This is a genomic window from Mucilaginibacter sp. (assembly GCF_028288225.1).
Classification (GTDB): domain Bacteria; phylum Bacteroidota; class Bacteroidia; order Sphingobacteriales; family Sphingobacteriaceae; genus Mucilaginibacter.
On the sequence record NZ_JAQBOC010000072.1, the window covers coordinates 52,182 to 64,722 of the forward strand.

The following is a 12,541-nucleotide window of genomic DNA, read 5'->3' on the forward strand; positions in this document are numbered from 1 at the left end:
TCGCATACGCCCTTAAACGGCTGTACAATTAGGTATTTAATTGGGGGGGGGTAAATTATTTACGCATGCAAGGGCGTATGCTATAGGCCCCTACAATTGACACCAATTATTTTTACAACTAAAATTTCGCCAGCAAACTCTCATCATAAACTGGATTGGCTCCCCTATGACCGGCAACAAATGCACCTACATAACAAGCTTTTTCTATCAGCTGCTGCATAGGTTCATTTTTTAACAGGCCCGAAACAAAAGCCGCAAGGAATGCATCGCCGGCGCCAACAGTATCTACTACCGATACAGGGCAGCCCGGGTGTTCATAAAATTCATAGTCGTGCCAGGCTATTGCGCCATGTTCGCCACGGGTAACACAGATGGTTTTGGGGTGATATTTTTTCTGAAACTCTATAATTTTTTCTTTTATATGGCTGTTACTGCCGCCAATTAATAATGCCGCTTCGTCCTCGTTCATCTTTATCACATCGGCGCCGGCAACCAGCGTTTCAATGGTTGATAAGGTATAATGTGGCGCACGCAGGTTTACATCAAATATTTTTAAAGCGGTAGTTTCCTGAAGCAAGTTTAACAAGGTGTCTTTAGTTTTAGCTTCGCGACAGGCCAAACTCCCATATACAATTGCCGATGCCTTTCCGGCAGCTTTGGTAAGCGCAGTTTCAGTCAAAATATTATCCCATGAAACCGGCTCAGGGATAATGTACGTTGCAATCCCATTTTTATCCAGTTCAACGGTAACCTCGCAGGTAGGCAGTTTTTCATCCAACTGGATCAGGTCGCTAAATAAGCCGTTTGCTTTTAAAAAGTCGACAAGGCCATCGCCCGATGCATCCCTGCCAACCCTGCTGGCAAATAAAACATTCATGTGCTGCTGTACCAAATGACGTGCAACATTCATTGGAGCGCCGCCTGCAATTTTTTCATCGCCAAAGGCATCCCATAATATTTCGCCAAAGCAGAGTATGTTCTTCATAAAGGTGAAAGCTGAAAGGTCAAAGCTAAAAGGATTTTTGGTTAAAATTGTTTAAATTGCTTTATGAAAAAAATCATACTCTCTTGTCTCCTGATCCTTACCTTTTGTTTTTTCCTCCATGCGCAGGATAAGCAGGCCATTTTAAAAGTATTGGAAACCCAGCGCATAGCCTGGAACAAAGGTGACATTGATGCATATATGCAGGGGTACTGGAAATCAGATTCTTTACTGTTTGTGGGCAAAAGCGCACCCACCTATGGCTGGCAAACCACACTTGATCATTATAAAAAAGGATACCCTGACAAGGCTGCTATGGGCTTCCTTACCTTTGATATTTTAAAGGTTGAATTGCTTGATAAAACCAATGCCTTTATACTGGGTGGCTGGCATTTAAAACGCGAAAAGGATGCGCCGGGCGGTTATTTTACGCTTTGGCTTAAAAAGATTGGTGGCGAATGGAAGATAGTTTGTGACCATACGAGCTAGATTTGAGATGTTAGATTTGAGATTAACATCTGAATATGAAGGCATTACTTATTATTGATATCCAGGAAGGCTCCTTTATACGGAATCTAAAGGGTGAAGAACATGAGGCGTGCGGACAAAGGCCTCTGCACCATGCTTAGCAAGTGGATAGGCCATTGCGCTCATGCTTCGAGTGCCTCAGCATGACAGCCCATTATATGTTCAATATAACTTGAGTATTTTAACGTTTCAAACTACATTATTTAAACCGATCACTATTTCCTGTAACTTATTATTTTATCCTTCGTCTTATCTTTAAATGGTCGAGATCTTTAATAATATCCGTAAAGTGCATCAGTTCATAAAACCATGCGATGAACTTGCCGGTCATATTGAATTTTTCTCAGAATCAACGCCGCCTGTTCCTGAAAATTCTTTTGGCTATAAAATAGTTCCACAGTTTGAAAGCGTAAAAATGTTCCCCAGCTATACGCCTACCTTCTGGATAAACCTTGGTACTCCTTATTACTTAACTGTAGCTAATAAACAATATCTAATAAAGGAAACCGATGATATTTTAGTGTTAAGGGATACCAGCGTTGAAAAATTCAAACAACCAACCGATCATATATTCACTGTTAAATTTTTACCCGGCGGACTCGAGGCTGTTTTAGGGATCAGCCAGGTTCAGTTTGTAGGGCAGGTAATTAATCTGAATACCTTTTTACCTCCTGCTTTTATAAAAAAGATCAAGCAACCAATGTGCCTGGAAGAAAGGGCGCTGCTAATGGAGAGCTTTCTTTTAGCCCGTTTTAAAAATAAGAGCAAAGATCATTACCTGCAGTTTGTACACGATTGCATTGAAAATTATGATTCGGCCGATATGCAGCTAAACACATCGGAAATGGCCGAAAAGATGTTTGTAACTTCAAAAACCATTAACCGTTATTTTAACAAGGTGGTTGGCACATCACCAAAAAACTATTTTACTATCATGCGTACCCGCACTGCCCTAACCGCATACGTAAACCGAAAAGACCTTTTTACCCCATATGATTTTGGCTATTATGATATGAGCCACTTTTATAAAGATGTGGTAAAGTTTACCGGGCGAAAGCTTACTGCTAACAGTTTTTAAAGATTGTCCGTTTTTTACTAAAAATCCTTCCCACTATGCTTTTACTTTGAGGAAAATAAATAATCATCATGATAAAGCATATTATACTCATATTCCTATTCATAACTTCCTTTCAGCATATTTCAATTGCCCAGCAAAAGGGAACTTACACCCCAAAAATTGAACCTTGCGCATGCATATTTAAAGCGGATAGCAGTTTAAAAACCCGTTGCGCCTATTTGGTTGTGCCTGAAAACAGGAGCAAGCCGAATGGCAAAACTATAAAGCTGCCTTTTATTTATGTAGAAAGCAGCAACCCCAATAAACAAAAAGATCCCGTACTTTATACTGCCGGTGGCCCCGGAGCAAGTTCATTAAGTGGCGTACGTTTTATCCACTACCGCCAGTTTGTAAAAAACAGGGATTACATTGCCTTTGAACAAAGGGGTACAACCTTTGCCCAGCCATGCCTCTCGTGCGATGGAATTAGTGAGGCGGTAAAAAACGCCTATCGTAAAAACCTGCCATTAGATAGTTCGATTACTCAGGAAGCAAAAAACTGCCGTAAGAAACTGATTGCAGATGGCAATGACCTTTCAGCATACAATACCATTGAAAATGCAGCTGATATTGAGGATTTGCGCCGTGCCTTAAAAATCGACTCCATAAACTTAATAGGCATCTCATACAGCGGCGGACTGATGATGACCGTAATGCGTAACTATCCGCAGCATATCCGTTCTGTTGTCCTTGATTCGGCGCTGCCTGGTTTTGTAAATTACGAGGAGGATGCCTTGTTCAGTATCAACCAATCTTTTAACAAGGTGTTTGGCAATTGTGAGCGTGACTCTACCGCTAATCCATTGTATAATAATTTAAAACAACGGTTCCAGGAGTATTTTTCATCCATCGGCAATAAGGAGTTTACTTTGAAATATTTAGAAAAAGGCAGCGGCGATAGCATCAGCATAAAATACAGGCGTAGTGATCTGCTCGATTTTTTAGTTGATAAACTCACCAGCAACGGTGAATTAAAAAATGTTCCTTACCTGGTTACTCAATTTATTGCAGGCAATCAGAAAGTTTATATGACCAAATACTTTGATAACATTTTTAATGCGGGTAAAAGTAATACTTTAGGGATGCGTTATTCTATGTATTGCTCTGAGCAGATCTACTTTGCCGATCAACATTTGATTGATAAGCAAAATGAGATTTTTCCCTACCTTGCGGGATACCGCTTTAATGATGTTGATCACCCGATATGTAATTGCTGGAATGTAAAACCAGTTAGCAGCATTGCCAAAACACCTCTGTATTCAAACATCCCGGCTTTGCTGTCGACAGGAGATACCGATCCATACTGCCCGGCTTTTTACAACGATGTAATTCACCATTATATGCCCAATAGTCAGCGTATATTGTTTACTGATAAAACGCATGGCCCTGCATTAAACTCCAGGGAAGGCGATGTTTTAATAGCCCAATTCCTTGACCATCCCTTTCGGCCGGTAAAAACCGATGGAAAGAAGATAACAACATGGTAGAGTTAGTTAGTGAATTAGTGAGTTGGTGAATTAGTGATTTAAAAAATTATCAAATTGAATTATGAGAACACTTATAACCATTATATTTTCCATTATTTATTTGTCAGCAGTTGCTCAAAAAGCAGATAACAGGATTGTAATAGGCACGATTGATACCGTTTATTCAAAGATCTTGAACGAGAAAAGGACATTGCTGATCCATGTACCACAAGGCAATAAAGATGAGCGCTACCCGGTATTGTATTTACTGGATGGCGAATCACATTTTCATTCGGCTGTTGGTATTGTGCAGCAAATGGCCGGTGTAATACCTGACATGATAGTTGTTGGCATTGTTAATACTGTACGCGATCGTGATCTTACACCAACGCATGTAACAGATTCAAAAACGTCAGGCGGGGGAGAAAACTTTTTGAAGTTTATTGGAGATGAATTGGTCCCTTATGTCAATGCGCATTATCCGGCGGCACCATACTGGGTTTTAAGCGGGCATTCTTTGGGCGGATTAACGGTTGTAAATACTTTACTTAATCATACCAAATTGTTTAATGCCTATATAGCCATTGAACCAAGCTTATGGTGGGATAATAAAAAACTATTGAAACAGGCTCAACAGCAGTTATCATCAATTGATCTTTCAAAAAGATCATTATTCGTAGCTATCGCCAATAATATGCCACCTGGAATTGATACCATCAGCGTAATGAAGGATACGCTCAACAGCAATACACAAGTAACCCGCTCCGTACTGCCATTTGTTAAGGCTTTAAAAGATGCCAGACCAAAAGGACTGCGATGGAGTACCAAGTTTTATCCCAACGAGCGGCACGGCACCGTTGAGCTTAATGCGGAATATGATGCACTGCGTTACCTGTTCGACTATTACCCTTTCAGAGAAGACCAATTTGACGGGCATCCCGAATTGAATGTTGATTCAGTATTAGCCGCTCATTTTAAAATGCTTTCGGATAATTTTGGTTATACAGTTGTCCCGCCTGAATCATTGGTGAATAGCCTTGCCTATCATTGCTGGGGTATTAATAAACCCAAAGAGGCCTTTTCACTTTTCAAAAGGAACATCGACAATCATCCTCAAAGCGCAAATGCTTTTGACAGCATTGGTGAATTTTATGCAGGAACAGGAGAAAAACAAAAAGCAATAGAAGCCTACACCAGATCATTAAGCCTGCAAGAAACGGTGGATACCAGAAGAAAGCTGAACGAGTTGAAGGCGAAGAAATAAAGGGGAAATATCAGACTTACGAAGTTTTAAAAACTTCGTAAGTCTTTGTAAACAACCTAAAAATGATAATAAGGCGAGATCATTACATAAACTATAACGCCTGTAATAGTTACATAAAGCCAGATAGGGAATGCCCATCTAACCAATTTCTTATGTTTTTCAACCTGCATTTGCAGCCCGCGGTAAAAGCTTAGCAGGATGAGCGGCAATACGCCTGCTGCAAGTATGATGTGTGAAATTAAAATGACAAGATAAACATTGCGAAGTCCACCCACTGCATCGCGTTCTATATTAGATAATTGCCCGTCGCCATCCAGATCACCAAATACTATATCTTTTTTCATCAGGTAATGAAAAGTAATGTACGAAACCAGGAAAAGTGAGGAAAGACAAAACGCCAATATATTGATCCGCTTGTGTACCTTAATGTTCTGCTGACGTATAAAATATAATGATATACATAGCAGCACACAGCACGTGCCGTTTAATATAGCATTAAGCTTTGGCAAAAAAGGAGTAAATGAAGGAGTAACATCTGGTCCCGGTATAATTTTCCTATTAAGGATCACTACTACAGCAAACACAAATATGGATACTGCTGCCACAAAACGGAATATAAATTTATCTGTCATTTTTTGAGATTCAAGAATCAGGAAGTCAAAAGTCAAGATAGAAGTTAACGTTATCTACCCTCTTTATTCCTGATCCACTTTTAATAACTGATTTTATTAATTTTTTTATTTCTTGATTCTTAACGTCTTGATTCCTGCTTCTACCTTACTTCTAATACAAAGGCGTGTCATTCTTCCTCAACTCGTCAGATATTAACACCTTAATTTCATCATTCAACCGCTCCGCCTCTAATGTAGATGCACCTGTGTAGTACCCTCTGATGCGCCTGTCGCGGTCAACTAATATCAGCTGATCGCTGTATACAAAATCATCAGAGCCAGTCTGCAGGGCGTTTACTAAAAAGCCTTTTCGGGCAAGGTTATATATCGTACTGGTATCGCCGGTCAAAAACAATCTTTTTGGCGATAGATTCTTAAAGCCTTCAGCATATTTTTTTAAGGCAGGAACATCGTCATGCCTTGGATCAACCGTTATTGATACAAAATACACCATTTTATTCCTGGTGTAAAACGAATCAATAACATTAACATTTCTGTTCATCAATCCGCAAACCGAGGAACAGCCTGTGTAAAAAAAATTTACTACTAATATTTTATTATCCAAGGTTTTAAGCGATACCGCTTTCCCGTTCTGATCGGTTAAATTAAAATCGGGCAGGGTGTGGTAAATGGTATCCTGAATATCTTTTCCATTAACTTTATGAGAGGTTTTGGCAACCTGTTTAGGGCCAAAAACAGCTAATGGCTTATACCTGTTTTTACCGTGGGCGGTTAGTAAATAATATAAAAATCCTGGTACAACTAAAACTAGTACCAGGATCGTGATTTTTTTCAATATGCCGGCTTTCTTCATTACAGCCTTAAGTCAATCCAATAGTGGCTCTCGTTTGTAAGTACCAGTATTAAACCGATGATGAAAAGTATAGGTACAATAATAGCCAATGCCAGGCCTATCCTTTCAAACTTTAAGTGCATAAAGTAAGCAACAATATAAAACGCCTTAAATAAAGTTAATACAATATAAATAGGGTTTATCCAGTGTGATGGCCAATGGTAAGTAGGTGCCAGCCAAAGTGCTATAATAAACTCAATACAGGTTATACCTAATAATATGAAAAATACTTTCCATATCCTACCCTTGGTCATTGTATCATGCTCTTCGTGCTCAGCGCCTTCTGCATGTATATGTGTGGTTTCTGATGACATATATAAATCGGGTTAAATTATCAAACTAAATAAAAGTAAGTAAATACAAACACCCACACCAAATCTAAAAAGTGCCAGTAAAGGCCAACTTTTTCGATCATTAAGTAGCTGCCGCGTTTTTGGTAGGTGCCTAACAACACATTAACGGTGATTATAATATTTATAACAACTCCTGAAAATACGTGGAAACCGTGGAAACCTGTAATGGTAAAGAACAAGTTTGCAAACTGGTGCGATGACATTTGCTGCTGTGCAAGCGGAATACCTTCATTAAAAAATTCCTTCAAAGTATGCGCATTCGGAATTGCTGACCACCAGAAGCCTTCGCTATGCAGGTGATTCCACTCCAATGCCTGGCAGCTTAAGAACATTAAACCACCAATAATGGTGCCTATCATCCACCAAACTACTTCCTTTTTTGAATTTCGGTGACCAGCCTCAACAGCTAATACCATGGTTACAGAGCTCATGATGAGGATAAACGTCATTAACCCCACAAATACTAAAGGGGCTCCGGTTTCAATTGATGTGCCGGGAACCGATTGAAATACTAAAGAAGGCGACGGCCAGGTTGGCGCACTAAAACGTAAAGCGCCATAAGAGATCAGCAATGATGAGAAGGTAAATGCATCCGAAAGGAGAAAAAACCACATCATCATTTTACCATACTCTACGTTAAAAGGCGATCTGCCTCCTGACCATGGTGTTGATTTTACCTCATCAACTTGTTGTGTTACTACTGTACTCATTTGTACTTGGATAATTGTTTTAATTTTGGTTCAAAAGTAAAAAAACATACAGATAAATCCACATAATATCGAGAAAATGCCAAAAAATAGATGCCATTTCCATCTTAAATATGTTCTTTACCTGTGGGATGTTCTTGTATGTGGCCAATACGGTATTAAGTAATACCAATAGGCCGGCAATAATGTGTAATAAATGCATCCCGCAAAACACATAAAGAAATGTGCGTGATGCATTGGGGTCTGTAAAGTAGATCTGCATTTTATAGGTTAGTACATAACATGCATAAAGCTGTACTGCGAAAAAAGCAACACCTAATAAAATTGTAACCCATAAATACAAACGTTGTTTGTCAATTTGCAATTGTTTGGCCGCCTTTGAGGCCATAAAGAGCGTTATACTACTTATAATTATAATTAGTGTACTGTACAAAAACGGCTGGGGTATTTGTACATTAAGTCCATGCCCCTTGCCTCCGCTGTAAACTATAAAGCCACTGGATAAAGCCGCAAAAAACATAAACGAAGTGAATATAAAAATCCACATGGTAAACTTTTTGGCCCCCAGGTTAATTTTATCTTCTTGTTGTATCTGAGCCATCATTTCACCTTTCCTATAAAATCAAATAAAAACATTAACTGCACAACCGGTAAATAAAAAAATGAACCATACATCAATTTTTTTGCCGACGGGATCTGCAGATCTTTTAAAAGTTTAAACGCAAAATATAAAAACGCCAAACCGCACACTAACGATACCCCTCCTAAATAGTAACCGCCATAACCATAATAAGTTGGCAATAAACTTACGGGTATTAATATTAAAGCAGATGCAAAGGTAAATATTGCACTGGTTAAATTTCTTTTTCCTGACGGCAACAATCTGAAGCCAGCCAACTTATAATCATCATCAAGTACCCAGGCAATGGCCCAAAAATGCGGAAATTGCCATACAAACTGAATCCCGAACAAGATTAAAGCTATTTCATCTATTTGCGGATGCGCCGCTACATAACCAATAAGTGGTGGTAGTGCACCCGGAATAGCACCAACAAATACAGCAACAGGCGATTTACGTTTTAACGGTGTATAAGCAAATGCATACAGCAGTACCGAAAATACTGAAAGATAACCCGCTGTTAAATTAAGCTTGCCCAGTAAAATAGTACCGGCTATGCCCATAAATAAACCCATTACTAAGCCTTGCCCTGTAGTCATACGTCCGGCAGGGATTGGCCTGTCCATAGTGCGTTTCATTAGTTTATCCAGGTCCTTTTCAATGATCTCGTTAAAACAATTAGCCGCTGCCGTAACCAAAAAGCCCCCTGCTATCAGTTTTAGCCAGTTCCCCCAGTCAATATGGCCGTTAACTTTGCTGCCTATTAAAAATGATATGGAAGCTGAAAACACCACCAAAAAGGTGAGCCTCAATTTTATCAGCTTTGAAAAATCTTTCCAGATCATTTATGAACCCCTCCTTTAACCGACCGGTATAAATTTAACATCAGGTAAAATTGTGCGCTAAAAACCAGTGTTGCCAGTAATACGTGCGCAGCTTGTGCAACCGGTGGTAATGCCCAATAGGATAACAATATCCCGGTAACAATTTGCAGCATTATCATTAAAAACGCAAAGCTCATTATTTGCTGCTGTATAGAGTGACGGCTAAATGTACGGCGCATTAAAGCGTACAATACAATATTAGCAATTAAAACCAGTACGGCAACATCCCTGTGCCGGGTAAAAATAGCGCCGGCATTGCTTATCCAGTCATCGCGGTAACCGCCCTGTAAATGGCCGGCCACAGCATCAATCTTTTCCCTTACTTCGCTGCCAAATGCTATTTGAACAATGCTTATTACTAAGGCAAGTAATGTTACTATATGCGTTACCGGGTTAACATTAAGCTTTGGCCTGCCATTAGCCCTTGCCAGGTGATAAGTAATTATACTTAATGCCAATATGGCCAATGCCAGCAGCATGTGTACCGTAACTATCCACGCAACCAGGTTTGTTGACACCACTATTGAACCCAGCCATCCCTGGAAACCTACCAGTATTACATTAAGGATGCTTAAAACCGAGATCCATTTATTTTCACTGCTATAGCTAAAAGCCAAAATTGCAGTTAATAATAGAAATATTCCTGAAGCTGCTCCAATAAGCCTGTTGATATACTCTGTCCAGGTTTTAGCAGCGTTAAACTCTTCGGGCACTAATATCGATCTGTCTTCCCGGATCCTTTTAGCAAGATCACTATAGCCAAACACATCTAATGTTTTGGCAAAGCGCTGGTTTTTTGCTAAACGGCCTGCAGCATATTTCTGCTTATAATCTTTTGGCAGCTCCGAACTGCTTATTGGGGGTATATATCTTCCAAAGCATTTGGGCCAATCAGGGCATCCCATTCCCGAACCTGTACTACGAACAACTCCGCCGGCGAGTATTAATATAAATAGCAGAATAATTGTAGCGAGGTTAATTTTTTGGAACCGGATTTTCGACGTGGATGTCCTCATTTATTTTTAAACTGAAGCATTAACTTAGTCCGAAGCCCTAAGTCTTTAGTCATAAGTCCGGAGGAAGAAGTTCAAATAAACATTTTCGGAACCTGTAACTTTATTTCACTGAATTATAGTCTGAGTCCTAAATCGTAACCAAAAATCATTTTATTTTTAATTCCAGACTTAGGACTCAAGACTTAGTACTTTACTTTACCGCTTCATTAGCTTTTTGTACACTTGTCCATTTAGTGTGTTCATCCAAACCGGCCGGATTATCTTCAAAATCATGTGGCAAATTTGAGCTCATAGTTTGTGAAAAAGGTACATTTTGCGGTATAAAATCTTCATCATGCCCTGGCTTGCTGTAATCATATGGCCAGCGGTATACTGTTGGGATCTCTCCTATCCAGTTACCATGTACGTGCTCAATTGGCGCTGTCCACTCCAATGTGTTGGCATTCCATGGATTCTGAACGGTTTTCTTACCCCAGAATATGGAGTGAACAAAGTTATATGCGAAAGCTAATTGTGCAATACCCGCCATAATGGCCGACCATGTAATAAATACGTTTACTGTTAACCAGCGCTTCATTGATTCAAACTCAGTGAAGGCATAGTATCGGCGTGGTACACCATCAAGGCCCATAAAGTGCATCGGGAAAAACACCAGGTAAGCACCGATAAAGGTTAACCAAAAGTGCAGGTAGCCTAAACGCTCATCCATCATACGGCGGAACATTTTAGGGAACCAATGATAAACACCTGCCAGCATTCCGAATATAGCCGCCGACCCCATTACAAGGTGGAAGTGGGCAATAACGAAATAAGTATCGTGTAAGTTGATATCCAAAGCAGCATTACCAAGGAAGATGCCTGTTAAACCACCAGAGATAAAGAATGAAACCATCCCGATGGCAAAAAGCATAGCTGGTGTAAAGCGGATATTACCACGCCATAATGTAGCCAGCCAGTTAAAGGTTTTTACAGCCGATGGCACCGCAATAATCAATGTTGTGATCATAAATACCCCGCCCAGGAACGGATTCATACCCGTTACAAACATGTGGTGGCCCCAAACTATAAATGATAATACGGCAATACCTATTAATGAGTAAACCATTGCATGGTAACCGAAGATTGGTTTGCGCGAGTTTACTGCTAACACTTCCGATGAAAGACCCATGGCTGGCATAATAACAATATACACCTCAGGGTGTCCCAGGAACCAGAATAAATGCTGGAACAATATTGGGCTGCCGCCCTCATAAGGCTGCACAGCACCGCCAAGCACAATATCAGAAAGATAAAAGCTTGTACCAAAGCTGCGGTCAAATATCAACAATACTACACCGGCAACCAATACAGGGAATGATAATACACCCAATACTGCAGTAAGGAATAAAGCCCATACTGTTAAAGGCATTTTCCAAAGGTCCATACCTTTAGTGCGCATGTTTAATACGGTACTGATATAGTTGATACCGCCCATTAGCTGTGATGCAATAAACAATACCATACTGATCAACCATAGTGTCATCCCCATTCCTGACCCCGGCATAGCTTTTGGCAATGCAGATAGTGGCGGGTAAATTGTCCAGCCACCGCTTGCAGGGCCTTTTTGAACAAGGAAAGATGATAGCATGATCAAACTGGCAATAAAGAAGAACCAGTAAGAAAGCATGTTAACAAATGGCGATGCCATATCACGCGCACCAACCTGAAGAGGGATCAATAAGTTTGCAAAGGTTCCGCTCAAGCCGGCCGTTAATACAAAGAATACCATGATGGTACCATGTATAGTAACCAATGACATATAAAAATCAGGGCTAATTCGTCCGCCCGGAGCGAAATGACCTAATAATGTTTCCAGTATAGGGAATGATTTATCCGGATAAGCAAGCTGGATCCTGAATAAGATAGATAAGCTCATTGCAATGAAAGCCATAACGATCCCTGTAACAAGGAACTGCTTGGCTATCATTTTATGATCCTGGCTAAATACGTAGGTATTCAGAAAAGTTGCTTTATGGTGGTGTTCGTGACCTTCTTCGTGATGTACAACTCCGTGATCGTGAACTGCTAATGTTGACATAATC

13 protein-coding genes are annotated in these 12,541 nt (G+C 40.0%); 4 read left to right on the top strand and 9 right to left on the bottom strand.

Features of this window, described 5'->3' with window-relative positions:
• Positions 1-118: 118 nt before the first annotated feature.
• Positions 119-985: a carbohydrate kinase gene (locus JWQ54_RS21100; protein ID WP_299588981.1), complete on the bottom strand. Its 867-nt coding sequence runs from the start codon at positions 983-985 to the stop codon at positions 119-121.
• A 63-nt stretch (positions 986-1,048) separates the two neighbouring features.
• Between JWQ54_RS21100 and JWQ54_RS21105 the strand changes: the two genes are divergently transcribed.
• The 4 genes from JWQ54_RS21105 to JWQ54_RS21120 all read left to right on the top strand — a co-directional run bounded on the left by JWQ54_RS21105 (position 1,049) and on the right by JWQ54_RS21120 (position 5,357).
• On the top strand, positions 1,049-1,471 hold the full coding sequence (locus JWQ54_RS21105) for a nuclear transport factor 2 family protein (protein WP_299588984.1): 423 nt from the start codon (positions 1,049-1,051) through the stop codon (positions 1,469-1,471).
• Positions 1,472-1,769: 298 nt separating this feature from the next.
• On the top strand, positions 1,770-2,588 hold the full coding sequence (locus tag JWQ54_RS21110; protein WP_299588987.1) for a helix-turn-helix domain-containing protein: 819 nt from the start codon (positions 1,770-1,772) through the stop codon (positions 2,586-2,588).
• A gap of 68 nt (positions 2,589-2,656) precedes the next feature.
• Entirely contained in the window at positions 2,657-4,114 is a 1,458-nt protein-coding gene (locus JWQ54_RS21115; protein WP_299588989.1) for an alpha/beta hydrolase, read from the top strand.
• 61 nt (positions 4,115-4,175) lie between these two features.
• A complete protein-coding gene (locus JWQ54_RS21120; protein WP_299588991.1) occupies positions 4,176-5,357 on the top strand; it encodes an alpha/beta hydrolase-fold protein in 1,182 nt (393 codons plus the stop codon).
• A gap of 56 nt (positions 5,358-5,413) precedes the next feature.
• On the opposite strand, the gene JWQ54_RS21125 is transcribed toward JWQ54_RS21120, so the two are convergent.
• From JWQ54_RS21125 to JWQ54_RS21160, 8 genes are all read right to left on the bottom strand, one after another.
• Positions 5,414-5,989 (bottom strand): DUF420 domain-containing protein, encoded by a 576-nt coding sequence (locus JWQ54_RS21125; protein WP_299588993.1) that lies wholly within the window; start codon positions 5,987-5,989, stop codon positions 5,414-5,416.
• Positions 5,990-6,140: 151 nt separating this feature from the next.
• Entirely contained in the window at positions 6,141-6,842 is a 702-nt protein-coding gene (locus JWQ54_RS21130) for an SCO family protein (protein WP_299588996.1), read from the bottom strand.
• Positions 6,842-7,195, bottom strand: coding sequence for a cytochrome C oxidase subunit IV family protein (locus JWQ54_RS21135; protein ID WP_299588998.1), 354 nt, complete (start codon positions 7,193-7,195; stop codon positions 6,842-6,844). The genes JWQ54_RS21130 and JWQ54_RS21135 overlap by 1 nt, the downstream gene beginning before the upstream one ends.
• Before the next feature lie 20 nt (positions 7,196-7,215).
• On the bottom strand, positions 7,216-7,944 hold the full coding sequence (locus JWQ54_RS21140) for a cytochrome c oxidase subunit 3 (protein WP_299589001.1): 729 nt from the start codon (positions 7,942-7,944) through the stop codon (positions 7,216-7,218).
• 19 nt (positions 7,945-7,963) lie between these two features.
• Positions 7,964-8,545, bottom strand: coding sequence for a heme-copper oxidase subunit III (locus JWQ54_RS21145; RefSeq protein WP_367187125.1), 582 nt, complete (start codon positions 8,543-8,545; stop codon positions 7,964-7,966).
• Complete coding sequence (gene cyoE / locus JWQ54_RS21150) at positions 8,542-9,405, bottom strand: heme o synthase (RefSeq protein WP_299589003.1); 864 nt, start codon at positions 9,403-9,405, stop codon at positions 8,542-8,544. The genes JWQ54_RS21145 and cyoE overlap by 4 nt, the downstream gene beginning before the upstream one ends.
• Positions 9,402-10,460: a COX15/CtaA family protein gene (locus JWQ54_RS21155; protein ID WP_299589006.1), complete on the bottom strand. Its 1,059-nt coding sequence runs from the start codon at positions 10,458-10,460 to the stop codon at positions 9,402-9,404. Before JWQ54_RS21155 ends, cyoE begins: the two co-directional genes overlap by 4 nt.
• 190 nt (positions 10,461-10,650) lie before the next feature.
• Complete coding sequence (locus JWQ54_RS21160; protein ID WP_299589008.1) at positions 10,651-12,537, bottom strand: cbb3-type cytochrome c oxidase subunit I; 1,887 nt, start codon at positions 12,535-12,537, stop codon at positions 10,651-10,653.
• Positions 12,538-12,541: the final 4 nt, after the last annotated feature.